Below are 21,087 nucleotides of genomic sequence, written 5' to 3' on the forward strand. Positions count from 1 at the left end.
CGCCGCTCGGCGGCGAGCCGGCGCAGCTCGTCCAGCCGCGCGGCCTCGGCGGCGGCCCACGGAAGGTCGGCGAACTCCGCGTACGCGGGGCCGCGCCACAGGTCCAGGGCGCGCTCGGCCAGCGCCCGCGCCCCGGCGGGGTCGCCGGCCTCTCCGGACCGTTCCACCAGGTCGTCGAAGCACCAGGCGTCCACGTCGGCCGCCGGGAGCCGCAGCGCGTACCCGGGCGGGGCGGTCACCAGCACCCGCGCGGGGGTGCGCGGCGGACGGTCCGGCTCCAGCGCGCGCCGCAGGTGCGACACGAAGGACTGCAGCCCGGCGGCGGCCCGGGGCGGAGCGCCGTCCGGCCAGAGGTCGGCGACGAGGCGGTCGGCCGGGACGAGCCGTCCGTGCGCGGCGACGAGCCGGGCCAGCACGGACCGCTGGCGGGGTCCGCCGAGTTCGGCCGGCCGGTCGCGCACCACGGCCTCGAAGGCCCCCAGAACCCGCACCGCCAGCGCCACGGGCGAAAGCCTAACGGCCCGGCGTCCGGGGCGGTCCGCGCCCCTCGCGCCGGGCCTCGCGGGCCGTCGGGCGGGTCTCGTGTCCGGTCGGGCCGGCGCCGTGTACCGGGGTCAGGTCGGCGCCGTGGGCGGTCAAGCGGGCGTCGTGTGCGGTCAGCCGGCGGTGTGGGCGGTCAGGCGGGCACCGGCGTCCGCTCCGGCTCCTCCGCCGCCGCGCCGTGCGGGTCGAACTCGGGCAGGACGCGGGCGAGCGGCCCGGGCAGCCACCAGTTCGCCCGGCCGAGCAGCGCCATCGCCGCCGGGACCAGGACGAGCCGGACCAGCGTGGCGTCCAGCGCGACCGCGACGGCGAGCCCGACGCCCATCTGCTTGATCACCAGACTCGGGTCGGAGGCGAACCCGGCGAACACCGCGACCATGATCAGCGCGGCGCTGGAGATCACCCGGCCGGTCGCGGCGAGCCCGGACCCGACCGAGCCGCGCGCGTCGCCGGTGCGCAGCCAGTCCTCCCGGACGCGGGAGAGCAGGAACACCTCGTAGTCCATCGAGACCCCGAACAGCACCACGAACATCAGCAGCGTGATGAAGCTGGAGACGGGCACGCTGTGCGGCAGCCCGAGCAGCGCCGAGCCCCAGCCCCACTGGAAGACCGCGACGAGCACGCCGTACGCGGCGCCGATCGACAGCAGGTTCATCGCGGCGGCCTTCAGCGGCGCGACCAGCGACCGGAACACCAGCAGGAGCATGACGAACGAGGTCGCGACCACCAGCCCGATCACGGGCCAGAGCCGGTCGTCCAGGCGGCGGTTGAGGTCCACGTAGATCGCGGTCAGGCCGGTGATCTCCGCGCCGTCCGGGAGGGCGTGCGCGCGCAGCCGGTCCACGACGCCGGGGCCGCGCTCGTCCTGCGGGCCGTACGCGGGGGTCGCGACGAGCACGGCGGCGGCGCCGTCCGGGGACATCTGCGGCGGCGCGACGTCCACGACGCCGTCGGTGCGCGCGATGCGGTCCCTGATCGCGGGCAGCTGCGCGCGGTCCACCTTCCGCAGGTCCACGGCGACGAGCAGCGGGCCGTTCGCCCCGGGCCCGTAGCCGTCGGCGAGCAGGTCGTAGGAGCGGCGGACGGTGTTGGACGTCGGCTCGCTGCTGGCGTCGCTCGGCCACGTCCGCATCCCGGCGGCGGGCGCGGCGAGCGTCAGCAGGACCACCAGGCTGACCAGCAGCCACGCCCACGGGTGCCGTCCGACGTGCCCGGCCCAGCGGCGGACGAGCGGCGCGTCGGTGTGCACGACCGCGCCCGCCGCACGGTCCCGGCGGCGCAGCACCCGGCGTCCGGCCAGGCCGAGGACGGCGGGCAGCAGGGTCAGCGCGCTCAGCACGGTCGCGGCGACCACGAGACCGGTCGCGAACCCCATGGTCATGAACACCGGGACGCCCGACAGCAGCAGCCCGCAGAGCGCGAGCAGCACGGTGAACCCGGCGAACAGCACGGACATCCCCGCCGTCGCGGTCGCCCGCCCGGCCGCCTCGGGCACCGGCAGCCCCTCCGCGAGGCCCTCGCGGTGCCGGGTCAGGATGAACAGCGCGTAGTCGATGCCGACGCCGAGCCCGACCATGACCGCGAGCGTCGGCGCGGTCGTCGCGATGTCGGTCGCGGCGGCGAGCAGGGTGATCCCGGAGACGCCGGCGCCGAGCCCGGCGAGCGCGACCGCGAGCGGCAGCCCGGCGGCGACGACCGACCCGAACGCCAGGAACAGGACGACCAAGGCGGCGACGACGCCGACGCCCTCGCCGATCCCGCCCGGCGCGCCCACGTTCTCGGCCAGTTGGCCGCCGAACTCCACCTGGTACCCGGCGGCCCTGAGCTCGGCGGTCGCGCCCTCCAGCCGGTCGAGGGACGCCTTGGGCGCGAGCTCGGTCACCGGCACGTCGTACCGGACGGTCAGCAGCCCGGTCGCGCCGCCCTTGCCGGGCGGGGCCGGGTCCACGGCCGCCACGTGCGGCAGCTCGCGCAGCTTGGCTCCCACGGCCGCGAGCCGGTCCTGGTCCACCCGTCCGGCCGGGTTGCGCACCACCACCCGCGCGTCCGCACCCGACAGCGCCGGGAAGTGGTCGGCCAGCAGGTCGGATGCGCGCTGCGCGCCGCTCCCCGACAGCCTGTAGTTGTCGTGCGTCGCGCCGCCGAACGCTCCGGCCAGGCCGAAGAGCGCGCCGACCGCGACCAGCCAGACGATGATCATCCGCCAGGGGCGCAGCGCGGCGGCCCTCCCCAGGCGGTACAGCAGACGGGACATTCTCGGACTCCCCAGGACGTCGCTCACGGAACACCCGTAGGTTGCGCCGCCCCGCTTGCCACCCACTTGCCGCCCACTTGCGACCGCCCCACGCAACGACTTGCGACCGCCCCGGCATCCGGTCTCCCGCGACGGCCGTCCGCCGCCCGGGGAGCGGCCGTCGGTAGGCTTGCGGACGTGACCGAGCTGAACGCCGAGGACTCCAAGATCATCACGCTGGCCCGCTCGTCTCGGGCCCGCACCGGCGCCGCCGAGGGCGCGGCCGTGCGCGACGAGACCGGCCGCACCTACGCCGCGACGAGCGTCGACCTGCCGTCGCTGAAGCTGTCGGCGCTCCAGGTCGCGGTCGCCATGGCGGTCTCCAGCGGCGCTGAGGACCTCGAGGCCGCCGCGCTCGTCACCGCCGGCGCCCCGTCCGACGCCGACGTCGCGGCCGTCCGCGACCTCGGCCGGAAGGCCCCCATCCTCGTCGCCGCCCCCGACGGCACCCTGACCGCCACCCTCTGACCCGCAGCGGCCCGCGCCGGGACTTCGACCGCCGCAGACGGCCGACACGGCATCTCCGAACCGCTCACACCGGTCAGGCCCGCGCGGCGACGACGCGTGACGCGTCCCCGGACGTCCCAGGCCCGTTACGGCTGGGGTGTCGGGGTGGGCGAGGCGGAGTCGGCGGACGCCTCGGTGGCGCGTGTGGGGGTCAGGACGACCCGTGCGCTGTCGTGGGCGTCCGCGAGTCGGTGCAGCACCAGCGCTTCCATGCGACGCAGCCGGTTCTCGCCGCGCTCGCCGAACTCCCCGAGCGCGGCCAGCGCCAGGAAGTCCCGGCCCGTCCGCGCGAAGACGGCGTCGAGCCCGTACCGGCGGCCTCCGCCCGGATGCGTGTACCGGACGGCCACCACGTCATGGGGCCGTCGCGGGTGCGTCAGCCGGACGCGTCCGAGCCCGCGCCCGTCGAAGCGGCGGCCGTCCCAGCCCCCGCCGGACGGGCCGAGGTCGATGGCGGGGCACGCCGCGACCGCCCGCCGCACCTCGTCCATGCGCTCGGCCGCCTCCCCGCGCGGCAGCCGGAGCACGTGCTCCACCAGGGTCGCCGCCGGTTCCGCCCGGTAGTAGGCCGTATGGGACTGCGGGACGTCCGGGTCCGCCGCCGAGGAGCGTCCGCTCGCGCCGTCCACCATGCGCAGCAGCCGCGCGCAGTCCGGGTCGGACGGCCGGATCCCCCGGAAGACCTCCTGGTCGTCGGCGGGCAGGAACCCCTTCGGGACGTCCTCCCGGCGCAGGGTCGCCGCCGTCACCAGCGCGGCCGGGGCCCTCGCCTCCGCCTCGGCGGGAGCGGCCCCCTGCCGCGCCGTCCCGCAGCCGGACACGCCCGCCGCCACCGCCGGGACGATCGCCGCGGCGACGACGCGACGCCCCACCGAGCACGCCATCGGCCCCTCCGAACCCGTGCCGCCGGTCGCCCCCCGGCCGACGTGGACGCACACGATCATGCCCGCGCGTCACAAGGATCTAACCCGGCGTGACCAGGGTGAGGAGAGGCGCCAATGGCGCGGTGCACCCGGCACGGCGGCCGGGGCGAGGGGTCAGGCGTCGACCGGGTCGGGCTTCTCCCGGTGGACCAGGACGGTGCCGATCCGGTTGCGGCGGCCCGCCAGCGACTCGGCCCGCAGCCGGAGCCCCGCGACCGTCGCCGTCGCGCCCTCGATCGGGACGCGGCCCAGCGCGTACGCCAGCAGCCCGCCGACCGTGTCCACGTCGTCCACGTCGATCTCGACGTCGAACAGCTCGGCCAGGTCCTCCACGGGCAGCCGCGAGGTCACCCGCGCGGTGTCGTCGTCCAGCCGGTCCACCGGCGGGATCTCCACGTCGTACTCGTCGGTGATCTCCCCGACGATCTCCTCGAGGATGTCCTCGATGGTGACCAGCCCGGCGGTGCCGCCGTACTCGTCGATGACGATCGCGACGTGGATCCGGCGGGCCTGCATCTCGCGCAGCAGCTCGTCCACCGGCTTGGAGTCGGGCACGTACGTCGCGGTCCGCATCACCGACTCCACCGACGCGCCGGAGCGCGCCGGGTTCTCGTGCGTGGCGCGGACGATGTCCTTCAGGTAGGCGATCCCGACGACGTCGTCCTCGTTCTCGCCGACGACCGGGATCCGCGAGAACCCCGACCGCAGCGCCAGCGACATCGCCTGCCGCAGCGTCTTGTCGCGCTCGATGAACACCATGTCGGTGCGCGGCACCATCACCTCGCGGACGAGCGTGTCGCCCAGCTCGAACACCGAGTGGATCATCTGCCGCTCGTCCGGCTCGATCAGGCTGCGCTGCTCGGCGAGGTCGACCAGGTCGCGCAGCTCCGCCTCGGTCGCGAACGGCCCCCCGCGGAACCCCTTGCCGGGCGTCAGCGCGTTGCCCAGCAGGATCAGCAGCCGCGGCAGCGGCCCGAACACCCGCGCCACCGGCGGGATCACCGTCGCGCCCGCCAGCGCGAACCGGTCCGCGTGCTGCAGGCCGAGGGTGCGCGGGCCGACGCCGACCACCACGAAGCTCACGAGGATCATCGCGACGGCCGCGGTGACGTACGCCTGCCAGGTCTCGCCCATCCAGGACACGCACAGGTCGGCCACGATGACCGTCGCGACCAGCTCGCAGCCGATCCGCAGCAGCAGCACCAGGTTCACGTACGGCGCCGGATCCGCCACGATCTCGGCCAGCTTCGCCGCGCCCCGGCGGCCCGCGGCGACCAGCTCGCCGACGCGGTGCCGGGAGATGCGCGCGAGCGCCGCCTCCGTCCCGGCCAGCAGCCCCGCCACGACCACCAGGCCGGCCGCCAGCCCCAGCAGCCATCCCTGCCCTGCCGTCATCGCGCGGAGTTCTTCTCCCGCCAGGACCCGAGCAGCTCGTCCTGGAGCCCGAACATCTCCTTGTGCTCCTCGGGCTCGGCGTGGTCGTACCCGAGCAGGTGCAGGATGCCGTGCGTGGTCAGCAGCTCCAGCTCGGCCTCGGTCGAGTGCCCGGCCTGCCGGGCCTGGCGCTCGGCCACCGCCGGGCACAGCACCACGTCGCCGAGCAGGCCCGGGTCGAGCTCGCCGTCGTCGCCCGCGCCGCCGTCGAGCTGGCCGGGGCGCAGCTCGTCCATCGGGAACGACAGCACGTCGGTCGGGCCGGGCTCGTCCATCCACTTGACGTGCAGCTCGGCCATCGCCTCCTCGTCCACGAGCAGGACCGACAGCTCCGCCAGCGGGTGCACCCGCATCCCGTCCAGCACGTGCCGGGCGAGGTCGGAGATGGCGCGCTCGTCCACGGGCACGCCGGACTCGTTCAGTACCTCGATGCTCACTTCGTCCTACCGTCCCCGCTTGCGCGACGCGCCCCCGCGCGCCGCCCCCTGCTTCAGCTCCGCCACGCGCGACTCGTCGAACCGGTTGTAGGCGTCCACGATGTCGGTCACCAGCTTGTGCCGGACGACGTCGTGGCTGTTCAGCCGGCAGAAGTGGATGTCGTCGATGCCCTCCAGGATCGACTGGACGACCCGGAGCCCGCTCTGCTGCCCGTTCGGCAGGTCCACCTGCGTGACGTCGCCGGTCACCACGACCTTCGACCCGAACCCGAGCCGGGTGAGGAACATCTTCATCTGCTCGGGCGAGGTGTTCTGCGCCTCGTCCAGGATGATGAACGAGTCGTTGAGCGTCCGGCCTCGCATGTACGCCAGCGGGGCGACCTCGATGGTGCCCGCGGCCATCAGGCGCGGGATCGAGTCGGGGTCGACCATGTCGTGCAGCGCGTCGTACAGCGGACGCAGGTACGGGTCGATCTTCTCGTAGAGGGTGCCGGGGAGGAAGCCGAGCCGCTCGCCGGCCTCGACGGCCGGGCGGGTCAGGATGATCCGGTTGACCTTCTTTTCCTGCAGCGCCTTGACCGCCTTGGCCATGGCCAGGTAGGTCTTGCCGGTGCCCGCGGGACCGATGCCGAACACGATCGTGTGCTTGTCGATCGCGTCGACGTAGCGCTTCTGGTTCAGGGTCTTCGGCCGGATCGTGCGACCGCGGCTGGACAGCACGTCCAGGGTCAGCACGTCGGCCGGGCGCTCGGCGGAGCCGGCGCGGAGCATGGCCAGGCTGCGCTCGACGGCGTCGGGGGTGAGCTGCGCGCCGCCGTTCAGCAGCTCGATCAGCTCGGTGAACAGGCGGGAGACCAGTTCGGTCTCCGTGGGGGCGCCGGTGACGGTGATCTCGTTGCCGCGGACGTGGATGTCGCTGCGGAACGCCCTCTCGATCACGTGGAGCAACTCGTCCCGGGAGCCCAGCAGGCTCACCATGGAGTGGTCGTCCGGCACCACGATGCGGATCTGGGAGCGCGCGCCGTTCTGCGCGGCGCCATCGCGTCCCTGGTGTGTTGATTCGACCATCAGCCGGGCCTTGCGGCCTCTCGGACCTGCCTTCTCGTCGCCGCGGATATCGCGTAGCCGTCGTTGCGGCGGCCACGACTCCATGGTACCGACCGCCGCGCGGCGCGGCTTCTCGATTTGCCGCCGCCCCTGCCCGCAGGGGCTCCAGGCGCTTTACCCGGGGGGCCACTCCAGGCCGCGACCGCCGAGGAGGTGGGCGTGCACGTGGAAGACCGTCTGGCCCGCGTGCGGCCCGGTGTTCAGGACGATCCGGTAGCCGGTGCCGTCGACGCCCTCCTCGGCGGCGACCTCGGCCGCGAGGGTCACGACGTCGGCCAGCAGGGCCGGGGAGGCGGCGGCGAGTTCGGCGGCGGTCGGGTGGTGCTCCTTGGGGATCACCAGGACGTGCGTCGGGGCCTGCGGGTTGATGTCGCGGAACGCCAGCGCGGTCCCGGTCTCCCGGACGATCGTCGCCGGGACCTCCCCGGCGACGATCTTGCAGAACAGGCAGTCGGCCGTGCTCGCTTCCATGCGTCCTCCGTCTCATGAACCGGCGACCGTCTCGTGAACCGGCGCCCGCATCCTAGCGAGGCCGGTTCCGGGACGCCCCGCGCCGCCCCGTCGAGGGCCGCCGGACGACTTTTCCCCCTCCGACCTGCGATGCCGACAGAGACCGTGACCAACGCCATTCCCAGCGGGTAAGGTCCTTGATCGACCCATGGTGGAACCTTCGGTGGAACGGCGCATTCCGGCGTGCCTCTGGACTAGGGTTCCATGTCAGGCGCTCCCCCCGGCCCGGTGCCTCCGAGCCGCGCCTGCACCGGTCGGGTGCGCCCTGTCACGGCCCGCCCCCGCGACCGCCCGAGTGGGGGGTGGGGGACGGCAAAGGCGGCGGATAGGTGACCGAGGCACAGCAGAAGATGCCCTTTCGTAAACCGGACGACGAGGGTGCGCGTCCCACAGACGTGACCGAGACCCTCGTGGCCAGGGGAACGGCGGGGGCAGTCGCCGTCGCCTGGGACGCCGATCAGGCGGTGACCGCGCTCTACAGCGCCAACTACCGCTCCCTGGTCCGGCTCGCCGCCATGCTCGTCCGGGACGCCGGGACCGCCGAGGAGGTCGTCCAGGACGCGTTCGTCGCGATGCACGGCGGCTGGCGCCGGCTCCGCGACCCGGACAAGGCCCTGTCGTACCTGCGGCAGGCGGTGGTCAACCGGTCGCGCTCGGTGCTCCGGCACCGCGCGGTGGTGGAGAAGTACGCCCCCAAGGGGCTGCCCGACGCCCCCAGCGCGGAGGCGGGGGCCATCGGCGAGCTGGAGCGCTCGGCGGTGGTGGACGCGCTGCACCGGCTGCCCGCGCGGCAGCGGGAGGCCCTGGTGCTGCGCTACTACGCCGATTTGTCCGAAGCGGAGATCGCCGCGACGATGGGCATCTCGAAGGGCGCCGTGAAGAGCCACACGGCGCGCGGGATGGCCGCGTTGCGCAATGTTCTGGAGCAGTTCTCATGACCACGGGCCCCCACGACGAGCACGGCGAGATCCTGCGCCGTGCCCTGCACGCGGAGGCGGAGCGGGTCATCCCCTCGACGGACGGCCTGGAGCACATCCGTGCCCGCGTCGCCGAGCGGGACCGGGAGCGGCGGCGGTTTCCCGGCCGGATCGGCTGGGACTGGTTCACCGCCAACTGGACGCGTCCGGTCCTGGCGGTCGGCGCCGCCGTGGCCATCGCCGGGCTCGGCGTCTCGGCCCCCGAGACGTTCGACCTGATCCAGTCGCCGATGGGCAACGACGGCCCGTTCTCCAACGGCCACCACAGCTCGCCGAGCGAGCCGGGCGAGAGCTCGATCGACTCGCCCCCGCCGATGCAGACCCCGTCCACCCCCGGGCACGAGACGTCGGGGACGCCGCACCCGCCGAGCAGCGAGGGACCGGTGTCGTCGACGGTCTCGCCGACCTGTCCGCCCCCCTCGGGCCGGACCCCGGCGGGTTCGCCGCCCTCGCACGGTTCCGGCAAGCACCCGGCCGGGAGCGGCACCGGCATCCCCGGCTGCCCGACGCCCAGCCCGACGCCGAGCGGCACGCCGACGCCCTCGGAGTCGAGCACCCCGCCCACCCTGCCGAGCGAGACGCCCCCGCCGCAGCCGACCACCACGCCCGAGACGCACGTGCCCGAGGCCCCGGTCGCCAGCCCCTGACCGGGCCGGGGTCGCCAGGTCTTGAGCGGACCGGAGCCGCCGGGCTTCTTGATCAGGCCGGGAACGTCGGGCCTCGAGCGGGCCGACGGCGAACGCGACGTCCGAAACTCCGGCGGTGAGGCCACCGGCAGCGGGGCCGCCGGCGGCGAGGTCACCAGCGGCCGGTGGCGGCCAGCAGGACGGACGCGGCGGCGACGCCGGCCGTGGAGGTGCGCAGGACGGTCGGGCCGAGCAGCGACGGACGTCCGCCCGCGGCGGCCAGCCGTTCGACCTCGTCCTCGGTGAGGCCGCCCTCGGGGCCCACCACGACGACGATCTCGCCCGCCGCGGGCGGCCGGAGCCCGGTCAGCGGCTCGGCGGCCTCCTCGTGCAGCAGGACGGCCGCGGACGCCGCGGCGACGCGCTTCTCCACGTCCGCCGTGGACGCCAGTTCCGACACGACCGGGAAGTGGGCGCGGCGGGCCTGCTTGGCGGCCTCCCGCGCGGTGGCGCGCCAGCGCCCCAGGGCCTTCTCGCGGCGTTCGGGCTTCCACTGCGTGATGCAGCGCGCGGCGGACCACGGGACGATCTCGTCCACACCGACCTCGGTCATGGTCTCGACGGCCAGCTCGCCCCGGTCGCCCTTGGGCAGGGCCTGCACGACCACCAGGCGCGGGGCGGGCTCCGGCACCCTCCGCCGCGACAGGACGTCCAGGTCGAGGGACGCCTTGTCGGCGGCGGTCACGACGCACTCGGCCACCAGGCCCGCGCCGTCGGTGAGGTCGACGCGCTCCCCGGCACGCAGCCGCCGCACGGCCGCCGCGTGCCGGCCCTCCGGACCGTCCAGCAGGACGCGGTCGCCCTCCAGCCGGCCCGGTTCGGCGAGGAACACCGGCACGCTCACCGGCCGCTCCCCGTCCATCCGGCCCGGCGGCGCGCCCGACCACGCGCCCGGACCCGCTCCATGAGTGCCCTTCGCATCGGTACCGGTCGTGTCAGTGCTGGTTGAAGACGTCCCGCAGCCGGGAGAAGACGCCGCGCTGCCCGGGCGCGAACTTCCCGGGCGGGCGCTCCTCGCCGCGCAGGGCGGCGAGGTTGCGCAGCAGGGCCTCCTGCTCCTCGTCCAGCTTCGTCGGGGTCTCGACGTTGACGTGGATGTGCAGGTCGCCGCGGCCGGACTCGTTCAGGTGCCGGACGCCGCGCCCGTACAGGCGGATCACCTCGCCGGACTGCGTGCCCGGCTTGATGTCGATCTCCTCCGCGCCGTCCAGCGTCTCGACGGTGACGCTGGTGCCGAGCGCGGCGGCGGTCATCGGGATGCCGACCGTGCAGTGCAGGTCGTCGCCCTCCCGCTCGAAGATCGGGTGCGGCTTCTCCACGATCTCCAGGAACAGGTCGCCGGGCGGGCCGCCGCCGGGGCCGACCTCGCCCTCACCCGCGAGCTGGATGTGGATGCCGTTCTCCACACCCGCCGGGATCTTGACCTTGACCGTGCGCCGGGTGCGGACCCGGCCGTCGCCGGAGCACTCCGGGCACGGGTTGCGGATCATCGAGCCGAAGCCGCCGCACTGCGGGCACGGCCGGGACGTCATGACCTGGCCGAGGAAGGACCGCTGCACCTGCTGGACCTCGCCCCGGCCCTGGCACATGTCGCAGGTCTCGGGGTGGGAGCCGGGCGCGGAGCCCTCGCCGTGGCAGGTGTCGCACACCACGGCCGTGTCGATCGACAGCTCGCGCGTGGTGCCGAACGCCGTCTCGGTCAGGTCGAGCTCGACCCGGAGCGTGGCGTTGCGGCCCCGCCGGGCCCGCGAGCGCGGGCCGCGGGCCGACGCGGTGCCGAAGAAAGCGTCCATGATGTCGCTGAACGGGAAGCCCGCGCCGAAGCCGCCGGCTCCCGCGCCCGCGCCGCCGCCGGGGGCGAACGGGTCGGCCCCCAGGTCGTACATCTCGCGCTTCTTGGGGTCGGAGAGCACCTCGTAGGCCTGGGTGATCTCCTTGAACTTCTCCTGGGTCTCCGGATCCGGGTTGACGTCGGGGTGCAGCTCGCGGGCGAGCCTCCGGTACGCCTTCTTGATCTCGTCCGGACCGGCGTCGCGGCGGACGCCGAGGGTCCCGTAGTAGTCGTTGGCCACCTACGACCCCGCCAGGATCTGTCCGACGTAGCGTGCCACTGCCCGTACCGCTCCCATCGTGCCGGGATAGTCCATTCGAGTCGGCCCGAGTACACCGAGGCGGGCCAGAGTGAGGTCGCCGACGCCGTATCCGGCGGCGACCACGGAGGTCGACCGGAGCCCCTCGTCGGGGTTCTCCGTGCCGATCCGAACCGTAACAGTAGAGGAGTCCGCGGACTCGCCGAGCAGCCGCATCAGCACGACCTGCTCCTCCAGCGCCTCCAGGACGTCCCGGAAGGTGCGGGAGAAGTCGACGGCCGCGAGGTTGGCGGCGCCGGCGAAGACGACCTTCTCCTCGTGCTTCTCCACCAGCGTCTCCAGCAGGACCGACAGCACCGCCGCGGCGGCGGGCCGCTCCTCCGGGGAGACCTTCTCGGGCAGGTCGGAGACCGCGCCCGGGACGTCGCCGAACGCCAGGCCGGACAGGCACGTGTTGAGCAGCGCCCGCAGGTGCCCGACCGACTCGTCCGACAGCTCGGCGGGGGTCTCGATCACCCGCTGCTCGACCCGTCCGGTGTTGGTGATCAGGACGAGCAGGACCCGCCCGGTCGCGACCGGCACGAGCTCCACGTGCCGGACGTACGAGCGGGTCAGCGACGGGTACTGCACCACGGCGACCTGCCGGGTCAGCTGGGCGAGCAGCCGGACGGTGCGGCCGACCACGTCGTCCAGGTCGTAGGCTCCGGACAGGAACGTCTCGATGGCCCGCCGCTCCGCCTTGGAGAGCGGCTTGATCGTGGACAGCCGGTCGACGAACAGCCGGTACCCCTTGTCGGTGGGGATGCGGCCGGCGCTGGTGTGCGGCTGCTGGATGTAGCCCTGCTCCTCCAGAACGGCCATGTCGTTGCGGATGGTCGCCGGCGACACACCGAGGTTGTGCCGGTCCACCAAGGCCTTGGAGCCGACCGGCTCGTTGGTGGAGACATAGTCCTCGACTATGGCGCGCAGGACCGCGAGTTTCCGGTCGTCGAGCACGTCGTCACCTCCCTGCCCCCGTACTGGCACTCCATAGTTACGAGTGCCAAGTGTACGACCCTGGTGGGACATCCCGGATCCGCCCGGAGCATGGTTTCGCGACGCGGACCGTCCGGTGGGGGCCGCTCCCGAACCGTTCGGGAGTCGTTATTGTCGTGCCCCGTGCGGAGCAAGGACTACGGTGACGACGTTCTGGCGGGCGACTGGCGGCGGCCCCTGAAGGGCACGATCCCGGACGTCCCGGCCGAACCCGGCCTGGTCGCCGAGGACCCCGCGAGCGGGTTCTGCGGCGCGGTCGTCGGCTGCGACAAGTTCGGCGTGACGCTGGAGGACCGGCACGGCAGGCGCCGCCTCTTCCCGCTGGCCAAGGCGGGTTTCCTGATCGACGGTAAGCCGGTGACGCTGGTGCGGCCGGGGCCTTCCGCGCCCGCGGGGCCGGTGCGCTCGGCGTCCGGGTCGATCGCGGTGCGGGGGCTGCGCGCCCGGGTGGCCAAGGAGTCGCGGATCTACGTCGAGGGCGCCCACGACGCCGAGCTGGTCGAGAAGATCTGGGGCCACGACCTGCGCGTGGAGGGCGTGGCCGTGGAGTTCCTGGAGGGCGTGGACGATCTGCCCGCGATCGTCGAGGAGTTCGGCCCGCAGGAGGGCAGGCGGCTGGGCGTCCTGGTGGACCACCTGGTCGAGGGGTCCAAGGAGAGCCGGATCGCCGCCCGGATCTCCTCCCCCTACGTGCTGGTGACCGGGCACCCCTTCATCGACATCTGGGAGGCGGTCAAGCCGTCCGTGGTCGGCATCCGGGCCTGGCCCCGCGTCCCGCGCGGCGTCCCCTGGAAGGAGGGCGTGCTGGAGGCGCTGGGCTGGCGGATGGAGACCGGGGAGGCCTGGAAGCGCATCCTGGGCCGGGTGGAGAGCTATGCCGACCTGGAGCCGGAGCTGCTGGGCCGGGTCGAGGAGCTCATCGACTTCGTGACCGCGCCGTCGGCGTAGACGCCTTCTGATCGCCCCTCCCGGGCGGCCTGCCGCATGGCCTGCCGGGCCTTTTCTGGCTGCCTGCCAAGCGGCCGGTCGGTGATCACACTCGAGAATTCCTGCGCATTTTTACCTAAACGTCGCATTTATTCCGGCTCTCGCGGAATACCGGATAGCAATCGGTCAGTTACCGGTTGTAGGACGTGTCCGCGTGTTCTCGCGCCAGAGGGGGCCAGGAGATGACCAGCCGCGGCAGAACACTCACGCAGGGGCGACAGTCCGTCCTCGTCCGTCCCGCACGCGCCCAGGAAGTGTTCGTGCACGCCCAGGAGGTCCGTGTGCTGCGGACCCAGGACGCTCACGAGCAGGAGACCCGCGACCACGAGATCCCGGGCCGGCCGTCCGGCGTCGGCGAGGCGGATGACCCGCTGCCGCCGCCCGGCCTCGGACGGCGGGTGTTCGTCGGCGAGTCCGACTGGACGCCGGCCGAACTCGGCATGCCGCTGCCCCCGCCGGTCACACCGTGGGAGCGCGACAAGGCCGGATGGGTCGAGCTGAGCGGCCTCATCGGGATGTCCGCGGCGGCCGTGTTCTCGGCCTTCACGCTGGGCCTGCTCGGCCTGGCCACCTGGATCGCGCCGTTCGTCTTCCACCTCGTCTACCGCAACCGGTCGCCGTTCGTCCGCTACCACGCGGCGCAGGCGCTGAACGTCCAGCTCACCAGCATGATCGTGGGGCTGGGCGCGGTCCTGCTGTCGCTCGCCACGCTCGGCCTGGCCGCGGTGCTCGCGATCCCGCTGGCGGTGATCTTCTGGGTCGCCCAGTTCGTGTTCGTGATCATCGCGACCTCGCGCGCCGAGGCGGGCGAGTGGTACGCCATCCCGGCGTTCCTCGCCTGGCCGATGGTGCACTGAGACCCGCGGATCGGGGAGCTCCGCCCGGCCTCCCGGGCGGAGCTCGGCACGCTGCGAAGGGCTTGGCGGCACCGGCTCGGTACGGCGCGGCCCGGCTTGGCGTCGGGCGGCCCAGTGCGGCCTGGGGCGGTCCGGTGCAGTCGTCAGGTGAGGTCGCGGACGACGGCGTCCGCGAGGAGCCGCCCGCGCAGGGTCAGGACGGCGCGGCCGTCGCGCACCGGCTCCAGCAGGCCGTCCGCGACCAGGTCCCGGACGGTCCCGACGTCCAGCAGGTCGACGGGGCAGCCGTCCGCGAGCCGCAGCTCCAGCATGATCCGCTCGACGTCCCGGTCCTCGGCGGTGAGGATCTCCCGCGCGTGCGCCGGGGTGACGCCCTCGGCGAGCCGGGACGCGTACGCGGCGGGGTGCTTGACGTTCCACCAGCGCGTCCCGCCGACGTGGCTGTGCGCGCCGGGGCCGACGCCCCACCAGTCCGCGCCCGTCCAGTACAGGAGGTTGTGGCGGCAGGCGGCGTCCGCGTCCCGCGCCCAGTTGGAGATCTCGTACCAGCGCAGGCCGCGGGCGGACAGCATCTCGTCGGCCATCAGGTACCGGTCGGCCATCGCGTCGTCGTCCGGCGCGGCCAGCTCACCCCGCCTGACCTGCGCGGCGAGGCGCGTGCCGTCCTCGACGATCAGCGCGTACGCCGAGACGTGGTCGGGCTCGCACGCCAGCGCCGCCTCCAGGGACGCCCGCCAGTCGTCGTCGCTCTCCCCCGGCGTCCCGTAGATCAGGTCCAGGTTGACGTGCTCGAACCCCGCGGCGCGCGTCCACTCGACCACCTGGGGGACGCGGCCGGGCGTGTGCGTGCGGTCGAGCACCTTCAGGACGTGCTCGCGCGCGCTCTGCATGCCGTACGAGACGCGGGTGAAGCCGACCTCCCGCAGGCGCGCGAGATACGCCCCGTCCACCGACTCGGGGTTGGCCTCGGTCGTGATCTCCGCGCCCGGCGCGAGGCCGAACTCCTTGTCGATCACGTCCAGCACGTGGCCCAGGTCGTCCGGGGAGAGCAGCGTCGGCGTGCCGCCGCCGACGAAGACCGTCTCGACGGGCAGGTCCGCGTCGCCCAGCACCCGGCGGGCCATCCGGACCTCGGCGACCGCCGTCTCCGCGTAGGAGTCGCGGCTCGCGCCCGGGCCGAGCTCGGTGGCCGTGTAGGTGTTGAAGTCGCAGTAGCCGCAGCGGGTCACGCAGAACGGCACATGGACGTAGAACGCGAACGGGCGCGTGCCGAGCCCCGCGAGGGCGCTGCCGGGCAGCGTCCCGTCGGCGGGAACCGGATCTCCGTCGGGAAGGGTCGAGGGCACCCCTCAAGTCTGCCCGCCCCACCACCCTGCTCCGTCCGTCGCCACGTCTTGGCGGGGCTCGTCGGCGGCCCCCTCCCCCGGCCGGTCGGCATACCCCGTCCTACTCGAGTCCGCTGGGGCGTGCTGCTCAGGGTGCCCGTCACCGCCACTCGGGCTCTCCCCCGTGCTCGCGGCCGTCGGCCGGCCGGACCGGGGCGTCGGCGCGGCCGTGCTCGGGGGCGCCGTCAGCGGGCGCGGAGGGCCGGACCGGCCTCGCGGAGCTTGGCGCGCAGCCAGCCGGGGATGTGCTCCTCGGCGCGGGGGAAGCGGTCCAGGTCCTGGCGGTAGGCGGACGCCCCGAGCGGCGGGGTGAAGTCGGGCTCGCCGTTGTAGTCGAACTCCACGCTGAACCGCCCGGAGCGCTCGACCCACAGCCGCGCGGTGAACCAGGCCCCCCGGTCGCGCCGGTACATCGCGCGGCGCAGCTCGTCCATCCGGCCGACGGCCTGGCCCGGCGGCATCGCGGTCCGGGAGCGTCCGTCCGGCCCGGTGATCTCGAAGGTGGCGCTGTCGATGCCGACCGTGGCGCGGAACTCCAGCCCGAGCCTGTCCCACTCACCCTGTGCCGCCGACCGCAGGGCGCGGACGGCCCCGTTCACCGCCTGGCGCTCGCGCGGACTGCGGAGAACCTGCTCGGAGTCGGACACGATGGAACCTCCGGACGAAACGGGAGCGGCAGGACGGCCGACGCGGAACCGGCGTCCCGTGGCGGCCGGAACCCCTGGCGAGGCCGTCCCCGACGACGGTACCGACATGTCGGCGCAGGCCAAGCTCGGCCCGCCGTGTCGCGCCCAACCCGGCCCGTCCCGCCCTGGGACACCCCGGACATCCCGCCGTGATCATCCCGAAGCCCCGCCCACCCCCGACGAGCAGCAGCACCCGGCGGCGTTCGGCGCTGGCGGTGGCCGGGGGCGTTGGCGGGGGCCGGTGGGGAGATGGGGGCGGATAGGGTCGCGGGGTGGGATGGGAACGAGGGCTGGTGCCCGCGCGTGTCACGTTGCGCGGCAGGGAGGACGGCTGGGCCTGGACCGTCGTCTCCGAGTGCGGACGCTCCGGCGACGAGCGGCTTCCCGGGACCGGCACGCGCTGGCAGGCGGGCGTCCGCCGCGCGGATCCCGAGCCGCCGTGGTGGACCGGGCACCTCGCCGAGGTCGCCGAGGGCCTGCGCGAGATGGTGGGCCGGCGGCTCACCGACCGGACCTTCACCGAGCTCGGCGTGGAGGCCGAGATCTCCTGGTTCGCGGTGCGCGAGCCGGTCGAGTGGGAGGGTCTGGTCACGCTGCGCGACCCCGATCCGGCGCGGTTCCCGGGCGAGGTCCCGCCGTTCCTGGTCACCTTCCAGCCGGGCCGCGGCGCCGTGCTGCCGGACGACCACCTGCTGTTCTCCACCGAGGCCGCCGACGTCTGGACGACCCTCGCCTCCATCGCCGAGCGCTGCGGGGCGCCCGCGCCGCGCGCGCGGTTCCTGTGCGGCTGGGCCGGGCACCGCGCCGTCCAGATCGGCCGCGGCATGCTGGAGGCGTCCACCGAGATCGACCCGGACGGCGTGGAACGGCTCGCGCAGGTCTCCACCTGGCGCACGCCGGGCTGGGCGGGCAACCCGGAACTGCGTCCCCGCCTGGACGGCATCGACCTGCTCGACGAGCCCGCCGCCGACGTCACGGGCCTGTTCCGCGAGCTCGGGCACGAGGTCGTGGAGCGCGGACCGTCCGTCCACGTGGCCGCGATGGGGCTGTACCTGACCCGCCCGCACGACGCGCCGGAGTCGTTCGCGTTCAGCGGCGCGTCCCTGACGTTCCCGCGCGCCCTCGCCGACGGCCTCCGCTGACCGCGCCGGATTCGCCGGTTCCCCACGAAGCGCCGGGTTCGCCGGTTCCCCACGAAGCGCCGGGTTCGCCGGTTCCCCACGAAGCCGACACACATCGGGGATCTTCCTTTCACCGGCCCGCAATCAACCGCGCCTAGCTTCCGGGCTCATGGACCTTCGCCAGCGCCCCCTCGCCCTCGGCCTCGCGGCCGGACTCGCCACCGTCCCCCTGGTCACCGCTCCCTCCGCGTCCGCCGCGTCCGGGCTGGTCGTGGAGCGTTCCGGCCCGGCCCGTTCCGTCCCGTTCACCGCCGCACGCGACGGCGAGGCGGTGATCGGCTTCACCGTCGCGGCGCCCGGGGTGTCCTGGGCCCGCCGGGGCGCTGAGGCGGCGCTGCTGTCGGTCGCGGTGGACGGACGGCACGTGACCGACCTGCTCGTCCCGTCCGCCGACCCGACGGCGCGCACGCTCGGTCTCGGCGGCGTGCGGCACGGCCGCCACACGGTCACCTTCCGGTGGGCGAAGGGCTCGGCCCCCGCCGCCAGGCGCGTCGTGCTGTCCAGGCCGAAAGTGCGGCAGCCGAAGGACGACCAGCTCGTGCTGCGGCACGCCCCGGTCGTGGTGGGCCGCACGCTCGACACGGCCGGGAAGCCCGGCGGCGACCCGTACCAGAACGCCTACACCGACGCCCCGCTGGTCGCGTGGCACGAGACCCGCCCCGCCGCGACGCCCGGCCACCGGATCCTGGAGTACTCGGTGATCTGGAGCAACGAGGACGGCGGCACCGACACGCCCGCGCTGATGGCCCGCTGGGGCCGCACCACCGACATCGAGTGGGTGTACCGGGTCGAGGTGGACGCCGCCGGGAACCGCGTCCCCGACACCGCCGTCTACCAGGCCCCCGAGCACCAGACGCTGAGGTTCACCGGACGCCACGAAGGCGACCACCCGGTCATGCAGACCTGCACGATGAACAACAACATGTGCGACACGGTGACCCCCGACGCCGCTCTCCGGTTCCTGCTGGACACGACGGCGACGCGTCCGGACGACCGCGCCCGCGAGTACGTCATGGACCGGAACCCCTGGACGTACCGGATCACCGCCCAGGAGATGGACCGCGAAGGCAAGATCGAGAACCCGTCGTCCCCCGACAACCCGGCCGTCGGCGACCTGCGCACCTACCTGTACCTGGAGTTCAGCAAGACCACGGGCGCGCCGACCGGGACCGGCTCCGCGCCCGGCGTCAGCCTCGGCGTGCGGCTCAAGAGCGACCCGTCCCGCCTGTACCGCTCCGACCACTCCGTGCCGTCCTGGTCCATCAGCCGGGACGGCTCGCCCGCCACGACCGTGGAGCTCCCCGCCGGGACGACGCTCGCGGACGTCGCGTCGGTCGAGGCCGTCCGGCAGCCGACCGGGACCGGCGACGACGGCGCTCCGGCGACCGTGACCGCGATCCGCCGCGGCTTCTTCCTCGACCGCGACTACCTGCCGCAGTCCGGCGCCGGCCTCACCTGGGCGGGCTCAGTGACGGTGTCCCCGTCCGCACCGTCCGCCGTCCTCTGGCACTCCTGATCCGCCGGCGGGACGTCCCCGGACCCGTCCGTCCGGGGACGTCCCGCCGCACCTCGCCCGGAACCGGAACGAAGGCGCGGCCCGGACGGAGCGGAAGGCGCGTGCCGGATGGGCGACGACAAAGGCGCGTGCCGGATGGGCGGGGGCAGAAGGCGCAGTTCGGACGGAACGGGGCGGAAAGCGGGGTTCAGCCGGGACCGGGACGGAGGGCGCGGGTCGGAACCTCCGTGACATCGGCGGCGTCCTAAGGGTCGTACACTTCTCGCTCACCCTTCGCCGCACCCCCGGAGAGGACGCACCGCATGGCCTACGGGCCTCCTCCGCAGCAACCCGGCCCCTGGCAGCAGCCGCAGCGCGGCCAGCAGTGGCAGCAGGGCGGGCAGCCGTCCCCGCAGAGCTGGCAGCAGCCCCCCGCAGGACAGGGCTACCAGCAGCCTTCCGGACAGCCTTGGCAGCAGCAGCCCTCGCAGGGTTGGCAGCAGCAGGCGCCCGCAGGCGCCGTTCAGGGCGGCTGGCAGAGCGCACCGCCCGCCGCCGCTCCCGAGCCGGAGCCCACGCACTACGGGGACGTCAGTCCCGACGACATGACCTGGGCGCTGATGGCCTACATCGGGCAGTTCCTGGTCGCCGTCATCGCCCCGGCCGCCGTCTACCTCGGCAAGGCCCGCCACCCGTTCGTCCGGCGGCACGCCGCGCAGGGCCTCAACATGGGCATCGCGGGCGCCGCGGTCTGGGCCGTCGGCGGCCTGGTCTCCCTGATGTTCCCGGCGATCCTGTGGCTGCTCGTGCTGTTCTCGGCGGTCATCATGGGCTTCCTGGTGTACGCGGCGCGCGCCGCCAACCGGGGCGAGTTCCGCCGGGTGCCCGCGGTCATCGCCTGGCCCCTCATCAAGTAGCCGCTCGCGGCTCGGGAACCAGCCCTCGGGCCGATCCGCGCCGGCTCGGGCCAGGGCCCGGGCCGGCGCTCCCGCGTCCGGCTCAGTCGGCGGGGCCGGGCAGGACGGTCATCGTGCCGGGCTCGCCGGGGTCCTGGTCCAGCCGGACGACGCGGCCCGGATACGCGCGGCGGGCGGCCTCGACGTCCCGGTCGTCCCACTCGCCGTAGAAGACGGGACAGCCGTCCCACAGCTCGACCTTCTCCGCGCCCGTCGGCCAGCGGTACCCGAACGCGTCGGCGAGGATCGGGTCCTCGACGTCCGGCAGGTCGGGGCCGACGCGTCGGGCGGCGGGGTCGTCGGGGGCGGACTCCGGACGGGACACGGCGGGTTTCCTTCCGGGAGCGAGCCGACGCGAGGGCCGGTCGAAGATCTGGTCGGGGGCGAGCTCGATGTCGAACGGGACGGTCAGCTTCGCGGAGCGTCCCCAGGTCACCAGGGCGCGTTCGGCGTACCGGCCCGAGCCGTCCAGCTCGAACACCTGGAAGCACGGCTCGCCGCCGCGCAGGTCGACGATCCAGTAGGCGGGGACGCCGGCGCGTTCGTAGCGGTCGCGTTTCGGCCCGAGGTCGGTCGCGCGGGACGCGGCGGAGACGACCTCGACGGCCAGCAGCGGCGCGCCACGTCCGGCGTCCGGGCCGTCCCCGTCCCCGTCGCGCTCCTCGCGGAACACCATGAGGTCGCCGCGCAGCCACGTGTCGTCGGCGAGGCGGGCGCCGGCGGCCGTCCTGGACACCTGGCCATCGTCGCGGGCGAGGCAGACGGGGACGACGAGATCGGCCACCAGAACCTGATGCTGGAGGGTGTGCGTCACAACGGACAGTGTCTCCGTCGCGGCGAGGCGTCACCACCGCTTTGGCGCAAACCGTCTGACCCCGCGGACAGCCCGTCCACCCGGCCGTGCGCGGTCTCGAAGGGACGGTCCGATGCGTCGCCGACCGGGCTGCCCCACCACGGAGCAGCCGCCGTCACGACAGGAAGGCGCCGCCCGCTGAGAA

Annotated in this window: 21 protein-coding genes; 8 read left to right on the forward strand and 13 right to left on the reverse strand. The window is 74.2% G+C overall.

From position 1 onward, the window contains the following. Together DZF91_RS06190 and DZF91_RS06195 are read right to left on the reverse strand one after the other, a co-directional pair. A partial coding sequence (locus DZF91_RS06190) for an AfsR/SARP family transcriptional regulator (protein WP_235834118.1) occupies nt 1-503 on the reverse strand: 503 nt, incomplete at its 3' end. A 173-nt stretch (nt 504-676) separates the two neighbouring features. Further along, nucleotides 677-2,797 (reverse strand): MMPL family transporter, encoded by a 2,121-nt coding sequence (locus DZF91_RS06195; protein WP_117356528.1) that lies wholly within the window; start codon nt 2,795-2,797, stop codon nt 677-679. A gap of 177 nt (nt 2,798-2,974) precedes the next feature. On the opposite strand from DZF91_RS06195, the gene DZF91_RS06200 reads away from it, so the two are divergent. Continuing rightward, the gene (locus DZF91_RS06200) at nt 2,975-3,304 is read left to right on the forward strand and encodes a cytidine/deoxycytidylate deaminase family protein (protein ID WP_117356529.1); all 330 of its coding nucleotides are present in this window, start codon (nt 2,975-2,977) and stop codon (nt 3,302-3,304) included. Nucleotides 3,305-3,429: 125 nt separating this feature from the next. On the opposite strand, the gene DZF91_RS06205 is transcribed toward DZF91_RS06200, so the two are convergent. The 5 genes from DZF91_RS06205 to DZF91_RS06225 all read right to left on the reverse strand — a co-directional run bounded on the left by DZF91_RS06205 (nt 3,430) and on the right by DZF91_RS06225 (nt 7,715). Further along, on the reverse strand, nt 3,430-4,287 hold the full coding sequence (locus tag DZF91_RS06205; RefSeq protein ID WP_117356530.1) for a hypothetical protein: 858 nt from the start codon (nt 4,285-4,287) through the stop codon (nt 3,430-3,432). Between the two features lie 93 nt (nt 4,288-4,380). After that, on the reverse strand, nt 4,381-5,661 hold the full coding sequence (locus DZF91_RS06210) for a hemolysin family protein (RefSeq protein ID WP_117356531.1): 1,281 nt from the start codon (nt 5,659-5,661) through the stop codon (nt 4,381-4,383). After that, nucleotides 5,658-6,137: an rRNA maturation RNase YbeY gene (ybeY, locus tag DZF91_RS06215; RefSeq protein WP_117356532.1), complete on the reverse strand. Its 480-nt coding sequence runs from the start codon at nt 6,135-6,137 to the stop codon at nt 5,658-5,660. The genes DZF91_RS06210 and ybeY overlap by 4 nt, the downstream gene beginning before the upstream one ends. Nucleotides 6,138-6,143: 6 nt before the next feature. After that, nucleotides 6,144-7,205, reverse strand: a complete 1,062-nt coding sequence (locus DZF91_RS06220; RefSeq protein ID WP_117356533.1) for a PhoH family protein — start codon at nt 7,203-7,205, stop codon at nt 6,144-6,146. Nucleotides 7,206-7,358: 153 nt separating this feature from the next. Further along, on the reverse strand, nt 7,359-7,715 hold the full coding sequence (locus tag DZF91_RS06225; RefSeq protein ID WP_117356534.1) for a histidine triad nucleotide-binding protein: 357 nt from the start codon (nt 7,713-7,715) through the stop codon (nt 7,359-7,361). A 389-nt stretch (nt 7,716-8,104) separates the two neighbouring features. Between DZF91_RS06225 and DZF91_RS06230 the strand changes: the two genes are divergently transcribed. Continuing rightward, nucleotides 8,105-8,692, forward strand: a complete 588-nt coding sequence (locus DZF91_RS06230) for a SigE family RNA polymerase sigma factor (RefSeq protein WP_301323450.1) — start codon at nt 8,105-8,107, stop codon at nt 8,690-8,692. Continuing rightward, a complete protein-coding gene (locus DZF91_RS06235; RefSeq protein WP_117356536.1) occupies nt 8,689-9,378 on the forward strand; it encodes a hypothetical protein in 690 nt (229 codons plus the stop codon). Before DZF91_RS06230 ends, DZF91_RS06235 begins: the two co-directional genes overlap by 4 nt. A 151-nt stretch (nt 9,379-9,529) precedes the next feature. Here DZF91_RS06235 and DZF91_RS06240 read toward each other — a convergent pair whose 3' ends face one another. From DZF91_RS06240 to hrcA, 3 genes are all read right to left on the reverse strand, one after another. Beyond that, nucleotides 9,530-10,261 (reverse strand): 16S rRNA (uracil(1498)-N(3))-methyltransferase, encoded by a 732-nt coding sequence (locus DZF91_RS06240; RefSeq protein WP_117356537.1) that lies wholly within the window; start codon nt 10,259-10,261, stop codon nt 9,530-9,532. Nucleotides 10,262-10,352: 91 nt separating this feature from the next. Beyond that, nucleotides 10,353-11,489 carry a molecular chaperone DnaJ gene (dnaJ, locus tag DZF91_RS06245; protein ID WP_117356538.1) on the reverse strand — a complete coding sequence of 379 codons (1,137 nt, stop codon included), beginning with the start codon at nt 11,487-11,489 and terminating at the stop codon, nt 10,353-10,355. After that, nucleotides 11,490-12,503 (reverse strand): heat-inducible transcriptional repressor HrcA, encoded by a 1,014-nt coding sequence (gene hrcA, locus DZF91_RS06250; RefSeq protein ID WP_117356539.1) that lies wholly within the window; start codon nt 12,501-12,503, stop codon nt 11,490-11,492. A 162-nt stretch (nt 12,504-12,665) separates the two neighbouring features. Between hrcA and DZF91_RS06255 the strand changes: the two genes are divergently transcribed. Next, a complete protein-coding gene (locus DZF91_RS06255) occupies nt 12,666-13,490 on the forward strand; it encodes a DUF3097 domain-containing protein (protein WP_235834119.1) in 825 nt (274 codons plus the stop codon). Nucleotides 13,491-13,810: 320 nt separating this feature from the next. Further along, nucleotides 13,811-14,386, forward strand: coding sequence for a DUF4870 domain-containing protein (locus DZF91_RS06260; RefSeq protein ID WP_158587864.1), 576 nt, complete (start codon nt 13,811-13,813; stop codon nt 14,384-14,386). A gap of 143 nt (nt 14,387-14,529) precedes the next feature. On the opposite strand, the gene hemW is transcribed toward DZF91_RS06260, so the two are convergent. Then, nucleotides 14,530-15,732 (reverse strand): radical SAM family heme chaperone HemW, encoded by a 1,203-nt coding sequence (gene hemW / locus DZF91_RS06265; protein ID WP_117356542.1) that lies wholly within the window; start codon nt 15,730-15,732, stop codon nt 14,530-14,532. 224 nt (nt 15,733-15,956) lie between these two features. Further along, entirely contained in the window at nt 15,957-16,418 is a 462-nt protein-coding gene (locus DZF91_RS06270; RefSeq protein WP_117356543.1) for a hypothetical protein, read from the reverse strand. A 332-nt stretch (nt 16,419-16,750) separates the two neighbouring features. Here DZF91_RS06270 and DZF91_RS06275 point away from each other — a divergent pair, with 332 nt between their 5' ends. The 3 genes from DZF91_RS06275 to DZF91_RS38795 all read left to right on the forward strand — a co-directional run bounded on the left by DZF91_RS06275 (nt 16,751) and on the right by DZF91_RS38795 (nt 20,050). Continuing rightward, nucleotides 16,751-17,599, forward strand: coding sequence for a hypothetical protein (locus tag DZF91_RS06275; RefSeq protein ID WP_117356544.1), 849 nt, complete (start codon nt 16,751-16,753; stop codon nt 17,597-17,599). Nucleotides 17,600-17,747: 148 nt separating this feature from the next. Next, nucleotides 17,748-19,154 (forward strand): hypothetical protein, encoded by a 1,407-nt coding sequence (locus tag DZF91_RS06280; protein WP_117356545.1) that lies wholly within the window; start codon nt 17,748-17,750, stop codon nt 19,152-19,154. A 302-nt stretch (nt 19,155-19,456) separates the two neighbouring features. Next, a complete protein-coding gene (locus tag DZF91_RS38795) occupies nt 19,457-20,050 on the forward strand; it encodes a DUF4870 domain-containing protein (protein WP_147341017.1) in 594 nt (197 codons plus the stop codon). An 82-nt stretch (nt 20,051-20,132) separates the two neighbouring features. Here the strand turns inward: DZF91_RS38795 and DZF91_RS06290 are convergent, their stop codons facing one another. After that, nucleotides 20,133-20,903: a Uma2 family endonuclease gene (locus DZF91_RS06290; protein ID WP_117356547.1), complete on the reverse strand. Its 771-nt coding sequence runs from the start codon at nt 20,901-20,903 to the stop codon at nt 20,133-20,135. Nucleotides 20,904-21,087: the final 184 nt, after the last annotated feature.

The sequence above is a fragment of the Actinomadura logoneensis genome, from assembly GCF_003428695.1.
In the GTDB taxonomy this organism is placed as follows: domain Bacteria; phylum Actinomycetota; class Actinomycetes; order Streptosporangiales; family Streptosporangiaceae; genus Spirillospora; species Spirillospora logoneensis.

Excerpts from the sequence above, each read along its gene's own strand:
- DZF91_RS06195 (WP_117356528.1), bottom strand. The coding sequence starts at position 2,797 with ATGTCCCGTCTGCTGTACCGCCTGGGGAGGGCCGCCGCGCTGCGCCCC.
- DZF91_RS06220 (WP_117356533.1), bottom strand. The coding sequence starts at position 7,205 with ATGGTCGAATCAACACACCAGGGACGCGATGGCGCCGCGCAGAACGGC.
- DZF91_RS38795 (WP_147341017.1), top strand. The coding sequence starts at position 19,457 with ATGGCCTACGGGCCTCCTCCGCAGCAACCCGGCCCCTGGCAGCAGCCG.
- DZF91_RS06210 (WP_117356531.1), bottom strand. The coding sequence starts at position 5,661 with ATGACGGCAGGGCAGGGATGGCTGCTGGGGCTGGCGGCCGGCCTGGTG.
- DZF91_RS06205 (WP_117356530.1), bottom strand. The coding sequence starts at position 4,287 with ATGATCGTGTGCGTCCACGTCGGCCGGGGGGCGACCGGCGGCACGGGT.
- DZF91_RS06225 (WP_117356534.1), bottom strand. The coding sequence starts at position 7,715 with ATGGAAGCGAGCACGGCCGACTGCCTGTTCTGCAAGATCGTCGCCGGG.
- DZF91_RS06235 (WP_117356536.1), top strand. The coding sequence starts at position 8,689 with ATGACCACGGGCCCCCACGACGAGCACGGCGAGATCCTGCGCCGTGCC.
- DZF91_RS06230 (WP_301323450.1), top strand. The coding sequence starts at position 8,105 with ATGCCCTTTCGTAAACCGGACGACGAGGGTGCGCGTCCCACAGACGTG.
- DZF91_RS06280 (WP_117356545.1), top strand. The coding sequence starts at position 17,748 with ATGGACCTTCGCCAGCGCCCCCTCGCCCTCGGCCTCGCGGCCGGACTC.